We start from the raw sequence: 19,676 nt of genomic DNA on the forward strand, positions 1-19,676 counted from the left end.
GACGGCGGCTCCCGATCGCTCGCGCTCGTCGGCCCAGATGTCGGACACGTGTCTCAGATCGCGGTCGACGGTTGGGGTTGTCAGCCGTTCTCTCACACGGCGTCACCGCCGTCGACGACGCCCGTTTCGTCCGTATTCCAGACGGCGAGGCGACCTCCGTGCTTCGATCAAGCGGAAAAAACATATACTGTGGTTCGTTCAAGACGTAGTATGGATGATTATGTGTCACAGGAAGCCCTCCGGTTCGTCGTGATCGGGCTCGTCGCGATGGCCGCCATCGCGGTCGGGGCCGCGACGATCACGGCGACCGTCGACACGGGGGCTCCCGGTGGTGGGGAAGCGCCGCAGAATCCGGGGCAAGACTCCCAGAACCAGCAGGGTGGCGGCGGGGGTGACAGCTCCGGCGGCGGCAACCCGATAAACCGGAGTGTCGAGGGCAAAAACCGGAACGCGGTGCAGTACACGACGTGCATCGAACCGCTGTCGAGCTGGTACGGCGGGCTGGCGTACTTCGGGGCGGCCGCGATGTTGGTCTATCTGGTCAAGCGACGCTACTCGTTCGGCGCCGCGTTCCTCGGACTGTACGCGATCGCGCCGCCGGTACTCCTCGGCTACTTCCTCGGCACCGACTGCGCGTCCGTCGGCGGACCCGGGCTCGGCGACGGCACGCGGGGCGCCATCGCCAACGGAACCAGTTCGCCCGTCGCCTCGATGGACATCCCCCCGGTCGCAATCCTCGGCGTCTTCGGCATCGTCCTGGTGGCCACGGCCGCCGTCCTGATGCGCGCGTCCGGTGACCAGGAGATCACCACGATGGAGCCGGAGGCGGACGAGGAGGGGGCCGAGGCGGACGTGATGGACCTGGCCGCCGCGGCCGGTCGCGCCGCCGACCGCCTCGAAGAGCACAACGCCGACGTGGACAACGAGGTCTACCGCGCCTGGTGGGAGATGACGAGCATGCTCGACGTCCCGAACCCGGACAGCGCGACGCCCGGCGAGTTCGCCGACGCCGCTATCGACGTCGGTCTCGGCGAGGACGACGTCCGCGAGTTGACCCGCCTGTTCGAGGAGGTCCGCTACGGCAAGCGCGACGCAGAGAGCCGCGAGCAACTCGCCATCGACGTCTTCCGGAACATCGAGGACGAGTACGGCGCTGCGGGCGGACGGAGTTCGAACGTCGGCGACACGGAGGGCGACGATGGATATTGAGACCGCCCTCAACCGGCTGCTGATCGCCATCGGGGCGCTCCTGTTCGTCGGCGCGGTCGTGTTGATCGTCGCGCCCGGCGCCGGCAGCGTGCTCCCGTTCGGCAACGAGGTCATCTTCCTCATCGGCGCGCTCGGCGCCGTGACCGGCTTCGGCGTCGTGCGCCGACGCCTCAAGGGCGAGGTGGAAGAGACGGTCACACCTGACCCGGAGCGACCGGCCGGCAACCCGATGCCCGGTGCGGACGTCGACCGGATGCTCTACGAGATGACCCACCTGCGCCAGGGCGTCAACGAGAACCGCGAACACCTGGAGGAGCGCCTGGAGAACCTCGCGATCGCCGTCGTCAGGAACCGCGAGGACTGCTCGGTCGAAGAGGCCCGGCGAATCCTGAACGCCGGCGAGTGGACCGACAACGAGCAGGCGGCCTCGTTCTTCGAGGGCGAGCGGACGGCCGCCCAGGAAGCCGGCCTGTCCCAGTCGCTGCTGTCGGGCACCGACGACGTGGCCGCCTTCGAGAACCAGTTCCGCGAGACCGTCGAGGAGCTCATCCGGGTCGGCGACGTCGACGTGAGCCACTCGGTCGAGGTGGAGACCGAGGACGACCGCTCGTTCCTCGACCGTCTGCTCGGCCGCTCCGGCGGCGACGACGAGGACGAGGGCGGCGTCGAGTCGAACTGGAACGAGGCCAACTCCTCGATTCCGACGTTCCGCACGAGCGAGCCCTTCGAGGACGTCGCGCTCCAGCACACCAATCGCTGGCTGGGCGTGACGGCCTTCGCGCTCGTCGCAGTCGGCATCGGGACGGTCACCTTCAACCCGGGACTCATGCTCGCCGGGACGGTCGGCGTCGCGTACACCATCTACGCCCGCGTCTCGGCGGTCCCGCGTACGGAAGGACTGGTCGTCGAGCGAGAGTTCGACGCCGAGGACCCCGAACCGGGCGACCTCGTCGAGGTGACGCTCACCGTCAGGAACGAGAGCGGGTCGATGCTCCCGGACCTGCGGTTGATCGACGCCGTCCCGGACGCGTTCGTCGTCACCGAGGGCGTCCCGCGCCTGCACACCGCGCTGCAGGCGGGCGCACAGGCGCAGATCGAGTACACCGTCCGCGTCGAGCGCGGCGAGTACGAGTGGCCGCTGCTGGTCGTCGCCCGAGACTTCAGCGGGGGCGTCGAGCGGACGTCGCTGGTCACGCCCGACGCGGGCATGCGAGTCGTCCCGCCGCTGCGGGTCACCAACGACGTGCCGGTGCGGGCCCAGACGACGCAGTACGCCGGCGACGTCGACACCAAGCAGGGCGGGTCGGGCCTGGAGTTCTACTCCGTGCGCGACTATCGCCCCGGCGACCCGATGAACCGCATCAACTGGAAGCAGGTCGCGAGCACGGGCGAACTCGCGACGATCGACTTCCGCCAGGAGAAGGCCGCGACGGTCACCATCCTGTTCGACACCCGCCAGAGCGCGTACATCTCGGCGGGTCCCGACGAACCGCATGCCGTCGACCACTCGGTCCACGCGGCCAGCGACGTGTTCGGCGCGCTGTACGACCAGGGCAACCTCGTCGGCATCGCGGCGTTCGACACGGTGCCGTGCTGGTACGCGCCGGGCGCCGGCAGCGAGCACCTGGAGAACGCCCGCGTGCTGTTCGCCCAGCACCCGGCGCTGTCGCCCCGGCCGCCCGAACGACAGGACCACGAGAGCCAGTACATCGACCCGATGACGCACGTGCGTCGGCGCCTGCCGAGCACGTCACAGATCTTCCTCTTCTCACCGCTGGCGGACGACTACGCGGCGGAAGTGGCGCGCAGACTCGACTCCGAGGGCCACCTGGTCACCGTCATCAGTCCGGACGTGACCGTCGACGAGACGGTCGGCCAGCGGCTCACGCGCATCGAACGGACGGCGCGGGTCCGCTATCTCCGCGAACGGGGCATCCGCGTGCTCGACTGGGACCCCCACGAGCGGCTCTCGCTCGAGATCCAGAAGGCACAGGCGAGGTGGGCATAATGAGCTACGAGACAGACGCTGATACGGGAGCGGTCGAGGTAACGCACGCGCCGGCGCGGTTCAGCAGCATCCTCTCGGTGGCCGCCGCGCTACTGGCGGTCGCCATCACGGGCCTGTTCGCGCCGCTGTCGGCGCCGATCGGACTGTTCGGACTGGCGGGCGTCGCCGCGGGCCTGTTCGTCTTCGAGTCCGAGCGACTGACTATCGCGGGCACCGGCATCGTGTTCGTCGGCGTGATCGTCTGCGGCTTCTTCGCGAGCGTGCCGGAGATACTGCTGTTCGCGAGCCTGGCGACGATCATCTCGTTCGACCTGGGGTCGAACGCCTTCAGCGTTGGCCGACAGCTCTCCGAGCAGACGGACACCCAGCGCGGCGAGTCCGTCCACGCGGCGGCGACCGTCTTCGTGGGCGTCGTCGCGGCCGGCCTCTCGTACGGGATCTACCTCGTGCCCTCCGGCGCGCTCACGGTCCCGGCGCTGGCTCTGCTGTTGCTGGCCGCGCTGTTCTTGATCTGGTCGATCCGACAGTAACCGATCGGATCGGTCGTTTGGTCAGTTTTTCCGGGGACGGAACGCTCTTACACCGTCAGTATTAAGGGGGGAAGCACGGCCTATCTTACCATGGCACAGACCGACCTATCCATCCAGGAGGCCAGCGACGAGTTGGATGCGGTGATCGACGAGATACAGTCGTCGGTCATCATCGAGGAAGAGTTCCTGGAGACAGTGCTCGTGGGGCTGCTTTCGAAGGGCCACGTCCTGCTCGAGGACGTTCCCGGGACGGGGAAGACGCTGACGGCGAACAGTTTCGCCACGGCGCTCGGACTGTCGTTCTCCCGTATCCAGTTCACGCCGGACCTGCTGCCCAACGACGTCACGGGGACGTACATCTACAACGAACAGGAGGGAGAGTTCGAGTTCAACAAGGGTCCTATCTTCGCGAACATCGTCCTCGCCGACGAGATCAACCGCGCGCCGCCGAAGACGCAGGCGGCGCTGCTGGAGGCCATGGGCGAGGGCCAGGTGACGACGGAGGGAGACACGCGGCAGCTGCCCGAGCCGTTTTTCGTGATCGCGACGCAGAACCCCGTCGAGCAGGAAGGGACGTTCCCGCTGCCGGAGGCGCAGATCGACCGGTTCAACGTCAAGTCCAGCATCGGCTATCCCGACGTGGACGGCGAGGTCGAACTGCTCCGGCGCCGGAACGACCGGACGTCGACGACGCCCTCGGTCGGACAGGTGCTCGACCACCAGCGGGTCATGGACCTGCAGGCGGTGCCCGACACCGTCACCGTCACCGAGGACATGCTGGAGTACATCGCGGCCGTCTCGCGAGCGACGCGTGAGGACCACCGGGTCGAGACCGGGATGAGCCCCCGCGGGACCCAGCGCCTCTACGAGACCGCACGAGCGCAGGCGGTCATCGAGGGCCGCAACTACGTCACGCCCGACGACGTCAAGACGGTCTCCCAGCCGGTCATCGCCCACCGACTGGGCCTGACGGCGGAGTCGCAGGTCAACGACGTCGACAAGAGCGAGATCGTCCGGGACGTGCTCGAGGAGATTCCGGTCCCGACCATCGAGGCGCCGGCGTAAGGACACTCTGGAGGACTACAATGGGAGTTTCAAACGCTGTCCGCAATCCAGGGTCGTACCTCAGCCGGACGCTGGGGCTGTACAGGTCGCTACTGACGGATCCGGAGCGGTTCTACGACGAGTACATCGGGACGCGCGGACTCAAGTCCGAGCTCGCGCTCGTGCTCGTCGTCGGCATCGTCGGCGCGGTGGGTAACTACCTCGTCCTGCAGGAACTGATCGCCCAGTTCGACGGGATCGAATCGGTCGTCGTCAACCAGGACGTCAGGTTCCAGCTCCAGCAGCGCGTCCTCGAACCGCTGATCGGCGCCGTCCTGGTGTGGATCTGGTACGGCATGGGGATGTACGTGATCGGCTGGCTCTACACGACCATCGGGACGACCTACCTCGCGATGAAACGTGCGGCGTGGGTGCTGGTCCCGATCCTGATCGCGAACCTCGTCCACACGGCCGCGATGGTGTATCTCTCCGTCACGATGGATATCAGCGCGGACGACGTGTCGGTCGAGTCGCGCCTGTCCGACGTGGTCTCGCAGGCCATCTGGTCGCAGGCGGCGGGGGAGACGATCGTCGTCGCGGCCACGCTGGCGGGCGTGCTCTTCGCCGTGTGGGCCGGGTACATCGGCGCGTACGCCATCAAAGACGTGCGCGACCTCACCGTCGACGAGGCGTACAAGGTCGCCGCCGTCCCGACCATCGGATACGTGCTGTACATCGTCTACAGCGCGGTCACTGCGCTCTGACGGAAGTATTAAGAGATTGTGAGACACCAACACACACTATGAACTATTACATACGTCGCTTCGTGCAAGCGATCGTGACGTTCGTCCTGGGGATGTTCATCACGTTCGCGTTGTATCGACTCGTCCCGGGTGGGCCGGTGCAGGCACTCATGGCGGACCGGATCGAACAGATGCGCGAGCAAGACCAGCAGGTCGACCAGCAGGAGCTGGCGGAGATGGCCGAGCAGTTGACGGGTATCAACCCCGACCAGCCGATCCCGATCGCGTTCTACGAGTGGTTGCGCGACATCATCCTGTACCAGGACTTCGGCGAGTCGATCATGTTCCAGGACCCGGTCTTCGACATCCTCTTCCGCGGGATGCCGTGGTCGATCTTCCTGAGCGTGTACGGGCTCTTGCTCGGCTTCACCGCGACAATCGCGGTCGGGGTCTTCATGGCCTGGCACGAGGGGACGAAGATCGACTCCGGGCTGACCGTGTTCGTGCTCGTGATGCGATCGATCCCCTACTACGTGGCCGCCATCGTGATGCTCTCGGTGCTGGCCTTCCAGTGGGGCATCTTCCCGACCGGCGGGCGCGCGCCCCCGGCGGCCGACCCCGGGTTCAACGTGGAATTCATGATCGGGGTCGCCCAGCACGCGGCGCTGCCGATACTGTCGAACTTCATCGTCGGCTTCGCCGGCGGGGCCATCGGGATGCGGGCGCTGTCGGTCCGCGTCGTCGGCGCGGACTACTTGCGGTCTGCGCGCCTGCGCGGGCTGAGCACGAACCGCATCCTCAGCCGTTACCTGACTCGCAACTCGATCCTCCCCATCTACACCGGCTTCATGCTCGGTATCTCCGGGATGTTCAGCTCGAACGTCATCACCGAGCGCATCTTCCAGTACCACGGGGTGGGCTGGTTCATGCTCGAAGCGGCGACGAATCAGGACTACCCGCTCGTGATGGCCGCGTTCGTGTTCTTCTCCGGGATCACGGTGACGGCCATCCTGATAGCCGACCTCACCTACGGGCTCATCGACCCGCGAGCCGGGACCGGCGCGACGAGGGAGAGTTACTAACGATGTCCGAGAAAACGCCCAAGAGCGACGGAGGCGTGACCCAGGAGAGCATCTTCGGCACCGACGAGGAGGTCGAGCGGCGGCGGACGCCGCCGGCCGAGCGCGCCCGGCGCGCGTTCGACTTCTACATCGCGACGCCGTTCCGGGTCGCCTGGAGCGACTGGCGGACCCGCATCGGCGGCGCGGGCGTCCTCTTCTACCTGTTGCTCGGAACCGTCGGCGTCTGGCTCACCCCGCCGCCGCAGATCAACGAGGGGCCGTACTACCTCAAGCCGTTCGTCGACTGGACGATGCCGCTCGGGACTGACAACCTCGGGCGCGGCGTGTTCAAGACGCTCGTCCACTCGACGCCGGCTATGATGCAGATGGCGCTGGCGGGCGTCGTCTTCTCCGTCGGCGTGGCTGTCCTGGTCGGCATGATCGCCGGCTACAAGGGCGGCGTCATCGACACGATGCTGATGACGGTGGCCGACGTGTTCATCACGCTCCCGGGCCTGCCGCTCATCATCGTCCTCGCGGCGATCTTCTCGCCCGAGAACCCGTTCATCGTCGGTACCATCATCGCGATCGACCAGTGGCCGGGACTGGCGAGGATGTTGCGGTCACAGGTGCTCGCGTTGCGCGACGAGGACTTCGTCGAGGCGGCCCGGTCCATCGGGCTCTCGACGCCGACCATCGTGGGCCAGGAGCTGGTCCCGAAGGTCGCGCCGTTCGTACTCATCTCGGCGGCCGGTGCGGCTGTCGGCGTCATCTTCCAGTCGGTCGCCCTGTACTTCATCGGCGTCCTCCCGTTCAGTTCGCTGAACTGGGGCGTCATGATGCAGATGGCCTACCGGCAGGGGAACGCGGTCGCGGCGCCCGGGCGGGCGGGACACTGGATGTTCTTCCCGCTGCTCGCGATCTCCGGGATGAGCTTCTCGCTCATCCTCTTCTCGCAGGGGCTGGACCGCGTGTTCAACCCCCGGTTGCTCGCCCGTCACTCCGAGACGGTGCCGGAAGACGAACAGGACGAGGCGGGTGGTCTCTAATGGCCGGACCCGCTCGACGGTCGGAGGTGAACTGACATGGCTATCGGACAACAGAACCAGACGACGGACGAGGAGGGCGACGATGCCGACGAGGACATCGTCATGGACGTACGGAACGCCAGAGTGCAGTTCGGGATGTCCCGCGGGCAGGCGTGGGTCCTCAACGACGTCGACCTCTCGATCCGGCGCGAGGAGATCCTCGCTATCGTCGGCGAGTCCGGGTCGGGCAAGTCCATGTTCGCCGCGGCGCTCATGGACGCGGTCGAGGACCCCGGGCACCTCTCCGGCGAGGTGACCTACTACCCCCGTGAGGACGAGGGCGACACCACCCCGAGCGCCGACCAGATCGGCGACTACGACGCCGTCGGCGACGACTCGGTGGACGTGCTGGAGATGAGCGACGGCGAACTGCAGTCGTTCCGCTGGGAGCAGGTCTCGATGGTGTTCCAGGGCGCGATGAACTCGTTCAACCCCACGATGAAGATCAAGGGGCACTTCCACGAGACCATCCAGGCCCACAACGCGGTCCTCGAGGAGCGGATGGACCACGTCTACGACCTCTTCGAGGCGCTGCACCTCGATCCCGACCGCGTGATGAACGCCTACCCGCACGAACTGTCGGGCGGGATGAAACAGCGCGCCCTCATCGCGCTCGCGCTCGTGCTCGAACCCGAAGTGCTCGTGATGGACGAGCCGACCGCCGCGCTCGACCTGCTCATGCAGCGCTCGATCATCTCGATGCTGCGCGAGCTGCGCGACGAGTTCGAGCTGACCATCGTGTTCATCACGCACGACCTGCCGCTGGTCGCCGGGCTCTCGGACCGCATCGGCGTCATGTACGCCTTCGAGTTCATCGAGGTCGGCGAGACCCGCTCGCTGCTGAAAGACGCCGCACATCCCTACACGCGCGCGTTGTTGCGCTCGGTCCCGAGCATCGACTCGGACATCGACTCGATGCGGCCGATCGAGGGGGCGCGGCCGGACCCGGTGAATATCCCGACCGGCTGCTCGTTCCACCCGCGGTGTCCGATCGCGGACGACCGGTGTGAGATCGAGGACCCGGACCTGGTGACGGTCGACGACGACCACGAGGCGGCGTGTTTCTACACGGACCAGGCGCGCGGCGAACTGGAGTACTCGCTCGACCACGGAGCGAGGGAGGAGTAACTCATGAGCACAGACGAACCCACGGCGGACGACGCCACCGCCGACGAGATCGCCGGCGACGAGGCGACCGCGGCACAGAGCGACGAACCGATCCTCTCGGTCGAGGACGTGAAGGTCCACTACAAGCCGGGCGGCATCGTCAAGCGCGCGCTGACGGACAAGACGGTCCGTGCCGTCGACGGCGTCAGCTTCGACCTCTACGAGAACGACATCGTCGTCCTCGTCGGGGAATCGGGCTGCGGGAAGACGACGCTCGGCAAGACCGCCGTCGGGCTGGAGAAACCCACCGAGGGCACGATCTCCTACCGCGGCCAGGACATCTGGGAAGCGAAAGACAACCCGCGAGAGGCCGAGATGGAGTTCACCGACATCCGGCGGGCGATGCAGATCATCCACCAGGACCCGGCCAACGCGCTGAACTCCTCGCGGCGGGTCAAGGCCATCCTCTCGGACCCGCTGAAGAAGTGGCGGACCGAGCTGGGCCCCAAAGAGCGCGAGGACACCATCTACCGGTACCTCGAGTACGTGGACATGATGCCGCCGGAGGACTACGCCGAGCGGTATCCCCACCAGCTCTCCGGCGGCGAGAAACAGCGCGTCGCGCTGGGCCGCGCGCTGTTGATGAATCCCGACGTCATCCTCGCGGACGAGGCCATCAGCGCGCTGGACGTGAGCCTGCGCGTCGGGATGATGGACCTCATCCTCGACCTGCAGGAGACGTTCGACACGTCGTACATCTTCATCAGCCACGACCTGGCGAACGCGCGGTACCTCGCCAAGCGTGCCGGCGGTCGGATCGCGATCATGTACCTCGGCGAGATCGTCGAGATTGGCCCGCCCGAGGAGATCCTGAACAACCCGACCCACCCCTACACGAAGGTGCTCAGGTGGTCGACGCCGACGGTCGACCCCGACCTGGCCAGGGAGCGCATCCAGGAGGACCCGCCGGTCCGCGAGGTCGACGTGCCCGACCCCGAGGACCCGCCGTCGGGCTGCAAGTTCCACACGCGCTGCCCGGAGGCCCGGGAGGTCTGCACGCAGGAGGAACCGGGGCTGTACGACACGGCGGGCGAGGCCGACGCCGCCTGCTTCCGCGCGCTGGAGAACCACGAGTACTGGAACAGCGCCGAACTCGCGGGCCCCGAAGACGAGTACGGTACCGAATCCGAGTCCGGCTTCGGCGACTGAGTCGCTCCCCGACGCACCGATTTTTCGCCGCTTTCGCTCGTCGACACGGCGTCTCGACCGCGCCAGCGGACCGACCTGTGGGCTGGCCCCGTGGCTCCGCTCGTGTCTCGGGGTCGGGCGCGTTCGGAAAGCAAATCTTATTTCCGCCAGACGCGGTTGTGAGCACACATGGCACGACAGATGGCCGACGGACCGATGGTGGTCCTCTCCGACGAATCGCAGCGCACGTCGGGTGAGGACGCCCGGTCGATGAACCTGGAGGCGGGGCGAGCAGTCGCGGAGACGATCCGCACGACGCTCGGCCCCCGCGGAATGGACAAGATGCTCGTCGACCAGGGCGGTAACGTCGTCATCACGAACGACGGCGTGACGCTCCTGGAAGAGATGGACGTCGACCACCCCGCCGCGGACATGATAATCGACGTGGCGACGACCCAGGAGTCCGAGGTCGGCGACGGGACGACCTCCGCCGTGATCCTGGCGGGAGCGCTCCTCTCGAACGCCGAGGACCTGCTCGAACAGGACATCCACCCGACTTCTATCGTCGCCGGCTACCGCCACGCGGCCGAGACGGTCGTCGACGTGTTCGACGACATGGCGACCGAGGTCGACCCCGACGACGAGGAGGTCCTCAAACAGGTCGCCGGCACCGCGATGACCGGCAAGGGCGCCGAGACGGCGAAAGACCTGCTCTCGTCGATGGTCGTCTCCGCGGTGCAGGCCGCCGTCCGCGAGGACGGCACCGTCGACCAGGACGCGGTCGTCGTGCGCCAGTTCTACGGCGCCTCGATCGACGACTCGGAGTTCGTCGACGGCGTCCTCTTCGACGTCGAACCGGTCAACCAGAACATGTCCCGGGAGCACCAGGACGCGAACGTCCTCGTCTACGAGGGCGACATCGAGGTCTCGGAGACGAACGTCGGCGCCGAGGCCACGGTCGGCGACATGGACGAACTGCAGAGCTTCGTCGAGCGAGAGCAGTCGGAACTCGCCGACATGGTCGACCGCATCGTCGAGGCCGGCGCCGACATCGTCGTCGCCGACGGCGGCATCGACGAGTACGCGGCCGAGCGCCTCGCCAACGAGGGAGTCACGGCCTACCGCCGCGTCGACGGCAACAAGCGCGAGCGGATCGCGCAGGCCACCGGCGCCACGCGCGTCGGCGACCTGGAGGCGCTCACCGAGGAGGACCTCGGCTTCGCCGGGAGCGTCACCGAGCGCATCATCCGTGACAAGACCGTCCGCCGGCAGGCCGACCACGAGAGCACGACGGTCTTCGGTGACCTCCCCACGGAGGGCGTCGGGACGATCCTCCTCCGCGGGGGTACCGAACACGTGCTCGACGAGGTCGAGCGCGCCGTCGTCGACAGTATCGGCGTCGTCTCCGCGGCCATCGAGGACGGCTCCGTCCTGCCGGGCGGCGGCGCCCCGGAGATCGAGGCTTCGCTCGCGCTCCGCGAGGAAGCCGACTCCGTCGAGGGACGCGAGCAACTCGCCGTCGAGGCCTTCGCGGAGGCCTTCGAGGACGGCCCGCGCACGCTCGCGGAGAACGCGGGCCACGACGCCATCGACGCGCTCGTCGACATGACCGCGCGCCACGACGCGGGCGACGTGAACGTCGGCATCGACGCCGACACGGGCGAACTCGTCGAAATGTTCGAAGACGGCGTGGTCGAGCCGCTCCGCGTGAAGACGACGGCCGTCGACTCCGCGGTCGACGCGGCGACGATGATCATCCGCATCGACGACGTCATCTCCGCCGGTGACCTCTCCGTCGGCGACGACGAGGAAGAGGAGGCCGGCGGCCCGCCCGGCGGCGGCATGGGCGGCATGGGCGGTATGGGCGGCGCCATGTAAGACCATCTTTTTCGCCCGGGGGTCGCGCGGAGCGCGACCCCCGGGCCAAAAACATGGGTGAAAAAGGCCGGTCGCGGCGGTCGCTTGGCTCCCTCGCGACCGGTGAACCGCCTCGCTTTCGCTCGGCGGATGCTACAACCGCAGCTCGGAATATCCTGGTCGTGAAATTATGCAGCTGAAAGAACAGAAGTAGAACGTCCGCGCGCCGCAGGCGCGCGGTTCACCGGAACCGAGCGAAGCGAGGTTCCGGCTTTTTCACCCATGTTTTTGGTCGGGGGGGTCGCCGCAGGCGACCCCCCGACGAAAAAGATGGCTAGGAGTAGTTGTGCTCCAGTTCGACGACGTTCGCAGCGCCGAGCACGGCCTGCCTGAGGTCCTCGTAGAAGCGGTCGTCGTCGACCCGGTGGACGGGACAGGAGACGCTGATCGCGGCGATGGCGCGGTCGTCGTCGTCGGTAATAGGCGCCGCGACGCAGCGCAGCCCGTTGAGTCGTTCCTCTTCGTCGATGGCGTAGCCCTGCTGGTTGATGTCGGCGAGTTCGTCGAAGAACGCGTCAAGGTCGGTGATGGTGTGCTCGGTCTCGGCGGGCATGCCGCGCACGTCGAGGATCTCCGTGACTTCGTCCTCGGGGCGGAACCCGAGGATGGCCTTGCCGAGGCCGGTGCAGTGCAGTCGGACGCGCTTGCCTTCGTAGGTGTCGAGTTCGACCGCGTTCTCTCCTTGCGACTGGTAGAGGTATATGCCCATCCCGTTTTTCTCCACGAGTAAATTGACGAGTTCGCCCGTCTCGTCGGCGAGGGTGTCGACTTCCTTGTGGGCGGCGTCGAAGATCTCGTTCCGCTGGCGTGCGTACGCTCCGAGGCCCAGGAAAGCGAGTCCGATGTGGTACTCGTCGCCCTCCTTGACGACGTACTCCCGGTTCGCGAGGGTGTTGAGGTGGTTGTGCACGGCGCTTTTCCCCACGTCGACGCGTTCGGCGATCTCCGAGACCCCAGCCCCGTCCAGTTCCTGTATTATCTCGACTATCTGTAACGTTCTGTCGACTGTCGTCACTGGATGTTTCGGCTGGTCCATACCACAGCATCCACTGCGGATCACTTACCTGTTCTGTTCCAGGGAATCTCGTTCTCAGGCCGGGAACCTCGTCTGTGCTCCTGTCGGTGGGAGGGGTCTAGAATTCGGGGGGTCCTGCGTATGCGTGGAATCCGGCCGATCTGCGTTTCATTTGGTGAAACCTTCCACGTTCGTCTCTCGCATTTTGTAATCTGACGGCGGGGCCCTTCGACGAGCGAATACCGGATGGGAGAGTCGGGTATTTGTGGACGCTCGCGGGAACTTTCAGGGGCGAGTCGAAGCCACTGCTCGAAGTGTTCCAGCGAGCGCGAGGGTCAGGGGACGCCGCGTACTCGTCTTCGAGGTAGTCACACGAATCGACGGTTGCCAGGCGAATACGGAAGCCCAGGTGACCCGTCTGCTTCATCGAGCGAGTCGAATCAAAGATTCGCCGGTTCGACGCGGCTCAGGGAGCCGCGTCGAACACCGAAAATCGAAGATTATCGAGTTTGACTTCGGCTACGCCTCGTCAAACAGCGTCTCGCCTTCGACCATGTTCTCCTCCACGACGTCGAGGTCGAGGGTCAGACCGAGGCCGGGCTCCTCGGGGATCTCCATGTAGCCGCCTTCGATGAGGTCGTCCTCTTCGACCAGGTCTTCCCACCAGCCGAGTTCGTAGGAGTGGTACTCGACGGCCAGCGAGTTCGGGATGGCGGCGCCGAGCTGGGCGGAGGCCATCGTGCCGATGGGCGAGGAGACGTTGTGCATGGCGACGGGGATGTAGTACATGTCCGCCATCATGGCGATCTTGCGGCCCTCGCGCATGCCGCCGACGCGCGGGATGTCGGGGGCGATGATGTCGATGGCCTCGTTCTCGATGAGATCGCGGTTGCCGTGGGTCCGGTAGACGTTCTCGCCGGTGGCCAGCGGCGTGGCGGTCGACTGGGTGACCTCGCGCTGGGCGTCGTGGTTCTCCGGCGGGACGACGTCTTCGAGCCACCAGACGTCGTACTCTTCGAGACGCTTGGCCAGACGCTTGGCGCTGCCGGTGGCGTACGACCAGTGGCAGTCGAAGGCGACGTCGGCGCGGTCGCCGACGGCCTCGGTGGTCGCCTCGACGATTTCGGCCTTGTGTTCGATCTCCGGGGCGCGCATGTGACGGTTGGCGCGGTCTTTCTCGTGACCGGAGGGAACGTCGAGGTCGAACTTTATGGCGTCGTAGCCAAGGTCGGAGACGACGCGGTCGGCCTCTTCGGCGCAGGCCTGCGGGTTCGCCTCGTCTTCGGTGTGCAGGTCGCAGTAGACGCGGACTTCGTCGCGGTACTTGCCGCCCAACAGCTGGTAGGCCGGCAGGTCGACGAGTTTGCCCGCCACGTCGTGAAGGGCGATCTCGATCCCGGAGATGGCCGAGATAGTCTTCCCGGAGATCGAGCCTTCGCCCGACATCTTCTGGATCAGGTGCTCGTACAGGCGGTCGATGTCGAGCGGGTTCTCGCCGACGAGGAACGGTTTCATCCGCTCGATGATGGCGGTGTCGCCGCCACCCCAGTAGGACTCACCGGTGCCGACGACCCCCGCGTCTGTGTAGACGCGGACGAGGATCCACGGGTAGTTGCCGTCCACCATCGTCGTCTGGACGTCGGTGATCTCGGCGTCGCGCACGCCGCCGCGTTCCTTGGAGACGCCCATCGTCTCCGCAGAGAGGTCCCGCATCGTATACTCAGCGTTCGGGTCGCTGATCTTGTCGAAATCGACCATGACGGCTACACCTCCCGACCTGACTGGTATAAAGTTTCCCACATCCACCAGGCCCAGGCGATCGAAACGACAACCCGGAAGCGAGTCAACGAGAACGGCCCAAGATATCCTGTATGGAAACTCGTAAGTGGACACCATACGACCGTCTTAGTGCATGACAGAGACCACGAACCTGTACATCGACGGCGAATGGGTGCCCGCCGAAAGCGGGGACACCTTCGCAGTCGAGAATCCCGCGGACACGACGGAGACAGCCGCCGAGTACGCGAAAGGCTCCACCGAGGACGCCGAGCGCGCCATCGCCGCTGCGGCGGACGCCCAGGCCGACTGGGAAGCGATGCCCGCGCCGGACCGCGGTTCCATCCTCCGCGAGACGGCGAAGTTGCTGGAGGAACAGAAAGAAGAACTGACCGAGCAGCTCTCCCACGAGGAAGGCAAGACGCTCTCCGAGGCGGGCCCCGAGGTCCAGCGGGCCATCGACATCTTCTACTACTACGCCGAGAAGGCGGCCGACAACGCAGGCAAACGGAAGGGCCCGAGCGGCGGTCGGACGTCCGTCTACACGAAGCGCGAGGCGCTGGGCGTCGCCGGCCTCGTCACGCCGTGGAACTACCCCATCGCGATCCCCGCCTGGAAGATCGCCCCCGCGCTGGCGACGGGCAACACCGTCGTCATCAAGCCGGCCTCCAACGCGCCGGGTCCCGCGGCCAGCATCGTCCAGGCGCTCGAAGACGCCGGCCTCCCGGACGGCGTCATCAACTTCGTCCCCGGTTCCGGTAGCGACGTCGGTGCCACGCTGACCTCGCACGAGGACGTCGACGCCGTCTCCTTCACGGGCAGTTCCGAAGTCGGCCACCACGTCTACGACGCGGCGACCGACAACATGGCGCGAGCGCAGGCCGAGATGGGCGGCAAGAACCCGGCCATCATCACCGACAGCGCGGACGTCGACGAAGCGGTCGACATCGTCGGCGCCGGCGCGTTCGGCGTGACCGGGCAGGCCTGTACGGCCTGTTCCCGTGCAATCGTCCACACGGACGTCTACGACGAGTTCGTCGAGGGCATCGTCGAGTACGCCGAGTCGATCGACGTCGGTCCCGGTCTCGACGACCCCGGCATGGGCCCCCACGTCAGCCAGGGCGAACTCGAGTCCACGCTGGAGTACGTCGACGTCGCCGCCAACGAGGGCGCCACCCACCAGACGGGTGGCGAGCGTCTCACGGGTGACGAGTACGACGACGGCTACTACGTCACGCCGGCCGTCTTCACCGACGTCGAGCGCGACATGCGCATCTTCCAGGAAGAGGTCTTCGGGCCGGTCCTCGCCGTCACCGAAGTCGAGGACTTCGACGACGCCATCGAGACCGCCAACGACAGCCAGTTCGGTCTCTCTTCGAGCGTCGTCACCACGGACCTCGAAGAGGCCCACGAGTTCATCGAGCGAACCGAAGCGGGCGTCGCGAAGGTCAACGAGAAGACGACGGGGCTCGAGCTCCACGTCCCCTTCGGCGGTGTGAAGGACTCCTCGACGAACACCTACCGCGAGCAGGGCGACGCCGGTCTCGACTTCTTCACCGAGATCAAGACGGTCTACCTGAACACGTAATCGCCCCGTCCCGGATCCGGGACCTTCGCTTCAGATTTATCGACCGCGACCATCTTTCACCGCCGAACGCTGCACCTTCGAATCCTGTATTACCGGATGCGCCTGATACCGCTCAACCCGTCGATCCCGCAGTTCGGTCCTCCGGCGCGAATCTCTGCTGTACCCGACTGACTGCGGCCCCTGTATGTGTTCACTTAAACGGAACAGCTGTTTCGTAATTTATCCAACCGCCCGGAAACGAATTCTCACTCACACGCCGTGGTGAATGCCATCTGCCAGGAAATTCGGCTGGACAATCGTCTCTATTGGCGCAACTAACGTTCGCCATAGTTGAACGCAAGTTCCCCCACACGATAGGGGGCCGGCTTCGACTGACGCTCATGACAGTACTACGGGTGTAATCTAGATTGGACCGGATGGGGCGACGGAGTGGCGATCGTCTGAGTAGCCGTGAAGCGATGAACCGGTGGCAAGCACTTTCGAACAATGCTACGGTCGAGAGATACGTTCGAACTTCACTTCCAGATCACTCGCGAACGAACCGCTCTGCGGGCTTTTCTCCCAGGTCGACGAGACGGACACGGCCCCAATTCAATATAGCGAGATACAGTTTATGCGTTCGAGGTACGACCCGCACTCAGTGGGGATAGTTGACATTATCGCGGTCGAGTGGCCCCGAAGTCAGCCGAAGACGGGGTCAGAGGAGGCGATAGATGTTGGCTTCGTAGACCTCGCGGACGCGGTCGCCCCAGTCGTGGGTGTAGGTATCGATAATGTCCTGGGCGACGTCGCCGCGGAGGTATTTGACGATCCCCCTGTCGCCGGTCCGGTCCCGGAGGTGTGTCGTGAAGAAGTGGCGGAAGTAGTGAGGCGTCACGTTCTCTTCGGCGCCGCCGCCGTCGCGGTACCAGCCCTGGTCGCGTGCGTGCATCTCGACGAGGTGGTGGACCATGTCCGGCGTGAGGCGCTTGCCCCACTCGTCGGCCGTGCTGAGGAAGAGCGGGTCGGCGTCCGATCGCGGGTCCGGCCTGACCGCCAACCACTCGACGAGCACGCTGGCGAGTTCCTCGTCGATCGGTATCGTCGTCGCCCGTTTACGCTTGTTCGACGCGGTCCGCACCTGGTCGTTGTACCGTTCGCCCGCCTTCGGAGCCGCGTCGACGTAGAGCGAATCCGGTTTGCCGTCGAGCTGAGGGCGGTGGTCTGTCGCGAGGGGCGAATCGTGCAGCGAGAGGTCTCGTCGGTCCAGATTACAGAGTTCGCCGGCCCGCATCCCCGTCTTCAGGAGCGTCACGACCACGGCTCTGTCCAGCGGATGCCCGATGTCTGCGACGAACGACCGCATCGCGGGCACCGTGATGTCCCGGCGCTCGGGGTCGACGTTGATCGACTCGTCTATCTCCTCGAGGACGAGTGACATCGGATTCTCGTCGAACGTTCCCACCTCCGTCATGTAGCCGTAGAAGCGGTGGAGGTAGGACGCGTAGGTCGCGACGGTACTCTCGCCGACAGAGCCACGGAGTCGGTGGATCCAGGCCATGCAGTCCCGGTGGTTCGCCTCCGACAGCGCGAGACCGCGGTCGTCGAGGTACCCCTCGAACTCCCGGAGGACCCGTTCGTAGGCGTCTCGCGTCCGCTGACTCTTGCCCTGGAACGTGATGTCCTCCAGGAAGTACGCCACCGGGTCGTTGGATTCGCTCGCTTCGCGTTCGGCGCTACTCATCGATGGTGTAACCGCCGTTCCGACCGCTGTAGGTCACGTGGCCGTCGGCCTGGAGTCCCTGGAGCGTTTCCTCGAGCTCGGCCTCGATGTCGTCGGTGACCGCACCGAGGAGATCGTCCCACGACAGGTAGTCGGCTGATTCGAGGGCTCCGACGACCCGCTCTTCGAGGTCCATCCCCTGGGGGTCAGCGTCCGAAGACACCCCTCCAGGAGATTCCAGAGACGACGCCCCGGTATCGTCACTCTCAGACCTGCTCACGTTGGAATCGCTGTGATCGACGTCGCCGAACCCGCGGCGACCGGCTTGCACCATCGATCGAACGAACTCACTCCGACTCATCCCGAGTTCGTCGGCATGGTCGTCCCACTCCTCTCGCTGGTATGCCGGCACGTACGTTCGGACTGTCGCCCGCGACGTATCCAGCTCACTCTCTGCCATCGTTCGCCGATGTTTCCCCAGCGATATCAATCTAACGCCACACTCACCGATATACTCTTGATAGTTCAGAATGGCATTTAGATGGCCTATATCGGCCGTTTTGATGCGCTACATCAGACCCTCATTCACAAATAAGGGTCTTTATCCGTGAGTGTGGTTCTACGGAGGCAATGCTCAGGATAATGTCAGTGACACGACCATCCAGCGCTGCGGGGGCGCACCAGTCGTGAGTATGAGACTGGGCGAACCATCGATCGTATCCCCAACAGATCCCTCTGGGATGCGATTCGGAGAAGTGTAACGAGGAGCCGACGATTCGTCAACCCCGACCGATCGAAGTCCAGGGAGTGGGAAGACAACTCGCTCTGCAAGGGGGTCATCGACACCACTACCCCAGGGGTCACAGCAACGTCAGCCGATAGACGGTGTTACTCCATACGTACTCTCGGAATCTCACGCAGAACCGTTCTAAGCGACGATCTATAGCTATCACCTCTCGAACTCACCATTTTGGATCTAGAACAAGTCATCGAATCCGAGATCGCTGACAAGTTTTGTGAAACCGTCCCAGAGTCAGAGATGTGAGCTGTCGTGTTTCCGGTGGGTATGAGATCTAGTTCGAACTGTTGCCGACCTGATCGGCTACCTTGACACCACCCTAGTCAGTCGCGCTGTCGAAGACCCCGCATCCTTCTCTGGCATCGATACGTCGGCAATTATCCTCCCTAGACATGCTACAGAGTCACTATCGTTGCCGCGCAGCCCAACGGTCCAGCATTCCGGATAGGACCAAAGCCAGACCGGATTGCGAGGTTATCGATAAATCTTATTTCGATATAGACAAGACGTTTATCGAAGCCCGATCTCCCGGTCGTTCGTGTCCAGACCCTCCCGCCGCTGCCGGGGTAACCTTCGTCTCGGCTCAAATCGGCCTGCTGAGGTATAGACACGTATGACGAAGGTTCACACCCTACCGTCCAGGCAGGGAGATTTCGGCGATATATTTGCGCTCGAGGGGTCAACACATCCGAGCTCGTGACGATGGGTCCGAATTACTACCAAGCCGCAATAACGGTCATTGGATCGCCTTTCGAATGTTCGCGGAGGAGGGGACAGAGTAGGTGTGTTGTCCGACCCGACGATTCTGACCATGTTTTCGGCTCAAGCCGTCGTAGCGGGGTATCTGATCCGTCCTGAGCGGCCGCCATCGGACGACCAATCTGGACAGCGCTCGGGGGAC

15 protein-coding genes are annotated in these 19,676 nt (G+C 65.3%); 11 read left to right on the forward strand and 4 right to left on the reverse strand.

What is annotated here, in order from left to right; all coding sequences use genetic code 11:
• Positions 1 to 210: 210 nt before the first annotated feature.
• The 10 genes from ACMGFE_RS07360 (at position 211) to thsA (ending at position 11,856) form a co-directional block, all read left to right on the forward strand.
• Entirely contained in the window at positions 211 to 1,209 is a 999-nt protein-coding gene (locus ACMGFE_RS07360; RefSeq protein WP_436924435.1) for a DUF4129 domain-containing protein, read from the forward strand.
• Positions 1,199 to 3,217, forward strand: coding sequence for a DUF58 domain-containing protein (locus tag ACMGFE_RS07365; protein ID WP_436924437.1), 2,019 nt, complete (start codon positions 1,199 to 1,201; stop codon positions 3,215 to 3,217). Before ACMGFE_RS07360 ends, ACMGFE_RS07365 begins: the two co-directional genes overlap by 11 nt.
• Positions 3,217 to 3,747, forward strand: coding sequence for a DUF7519 family protein (locus tag ACMGFE_RS07370; RefSeq protein WP_436924438.1), 531 nt, complete (start codon positions 3,217 to 3,219; stop codon positions 3,745 to 3,747). The genes ACMGFE_RS07365 and ACMGFE_RS07370 overlap by 1 nt, the downstream gene beginning before the upstream one ends.
• 90 nt (positions 3,748 to 3,837) lie before the next feature.
• Positions 3,838 to 4,812 (forward strand): AAA family ATPase, encoded by a 975-nt coding sequence (locus ACMGFE_RS07375; protein ID WP_436924439.1) that lies wholly within the window; start codon positions 3,838 to 3,840, stop codon positions 4,810 to 4,812.
• 20 nt (positions 4,813 to 4,832) lie between these two features.
• The gene (locus ACMGFE_RS07380) at positions 4,833 to 5,555 is read left to right on the forward strand and encodes a YIP1 family protein (RefSeq protein ID WP_436924440.1); all 723 of its coding nucleotides are present in this window, start codon (positions 4,833 to 4,835) and stop codon (positions 5,553 to 5,555) included.
• A gap of 38 nt (positions 5,556 to 5,593) precedes the next feature.
• Positions 5,594 to 6,616, forward strand: coding sequence for an ABC transporter permease (locus ACMGFE_RS07385; protein WP_436924442.1), 1,023 nt, complete (start codon positions 5,594 to 5,596; stop codon positions 6,614 to 6,616).
• 2 nt (positions 6,617 to 6,618) lie between these two features.
• Positions 6,619 to 7,644, forward strand: a complete 1,026-nt coding sequence (locus ACMGFE_RS07390) for an ABC transporter permease (RefSeq protein ID WP_436924443.1) — start codon at positions 6,619 to 6,621, stop codon at positions 7,642 to 7,644.
• A 36-nt stretch (positions 7,645 to 7,680) separates the two neighbouring features.
• Positions 7,681 to 8,811: an ABC transporter ATP-binding protein gene (locus tag ACMGFE_RS07395; protein WP_436924445.1), complete on the forward strand. Its 1,131-nt coding sequence runs from the start codon at positions 7,681 to 7,683 to the stop codon at positions 8,809 to 8,811.
• Positions 8,812 to 8,814: 3 nt separating this feature from the next.
• Entirely contained in the window at positions 8,815 to 9,999 is a 1,185-nt protein-coding gene (locus ACMGFE_RS07400; RefSeq protein WP_436924447.1) for an oligopeptide/dipeptide ABC transporter ATP-binding protein, read from the forward strand.
• A 180-nt stretch (positions 10,000 to 10,179) separates the two neighbouring features.
• Positions 10,180 to 11,856 carry a thermosome subunit alpha gene (thsA, locus tag ACMGFE_RS07405; protein WP_436925156.1) on the forward strand — a complete coding sequence of 559 codons (1,677 nt, stop codon included), beginning with the start codon at positions 10,180 to 10,182 and terminating at the stop codon, positions 11,854 to 11,856.
• Positions 11,857 to 12,169: 313 nt separating this feature from the next.
• Here the strand turns inward: thsA and ACMGFE_RS07410 are convergent, their stop codons facing one another.
• Together ACMGFE_RS07410 and ACMGFE_RS07415 are read right to left on the reverse strand one after the other, a co-directional pair.
• Entirely contained in the window at positions 12,170 to 12,931 is a 762-nt protein-coding gene (locus ACMGFE_RS07410) for an IclR family transcriptional regulator (protein WP_436924448.1), read from the reverse strand.
• A 498-nt stretch (positions 12,932 to 13,429) separates the two neighbouring features.
• A complete protein-coding gene (locus ACMGFE_RS07415; protein WP_436924449.1) occupies positions 13,430 to 14,668 on the reverse strand; it encodes a mandelate racemase/muconate lactonizing enzyme family protein in 1,239 nt (412 codons plus the stop codon).
• A 154-nt stretch (positions 14,669 to 14,822) separates the two neighbouring features.
• Between ACMGFE_RS07415 and xacF the strand changes: the two genes are divergently transcribed.
• Positions 14,823 to 16,274, forward strand: coding sequence for a 2,5-dioxovalerate dehydrogenase (gene xacF / locus ACMGFE_RS07420; RefSeq protein ID WP_436924450.1), 1,452 nt, complete (start codon positions 14,823 to 14,825; stop codon positions 16,272 to 16,274).
• A gap of 697 nt (positions 16,275 to 16,971) precedes the next feature.
• Here xacF and ACMGFE_RS07425 read toward each other — a convergent pair.
• Together ACMGFE_RS07425 and ACMGFE_RS07430 are read right to left on the reverse strand one after the other, a co-directional pair.
• Positions 16,972 to 17,997 (reverse strand): tyrosine-type recombinase/integrase, encoded by a 1,026-nt coding sequence (locus ACMGFE_RS07425; RefSeq protein ID WP_436924452.1) that lies wholly within the window; start codon positions 17,995 to 17,997, stop codon positions 16,972 to 16,974.
• Positions 17,990 to 18,436: a DUF5805 domain-containing protein gene (locus ACMGFE_RS07430; protein ID WP_436925157.1), complete on the reverse strand. Its 447-nt coding sequence runs from the start codon at positions 18,434 to 18,436 to the stop codon at positions 17,990 to 17,992. The genes ACMGFE_RS07425 and ACMGFE_RS07430 overlap by 8 nt, the downstream gene beginning before the upstream one ends.
• Positions 18,437 to 19,676: the final 1,240 nt, after the last annotated feature.

This window comes from Halosimplex amylolyticum, from assembly GCF_051414035.1.
Lineage (GTDB): Archaea > Halobacteriota > Halobacteria > Halobacteriales > Haloarculaceae > Halosimplex > Halosimplex amylolyticum.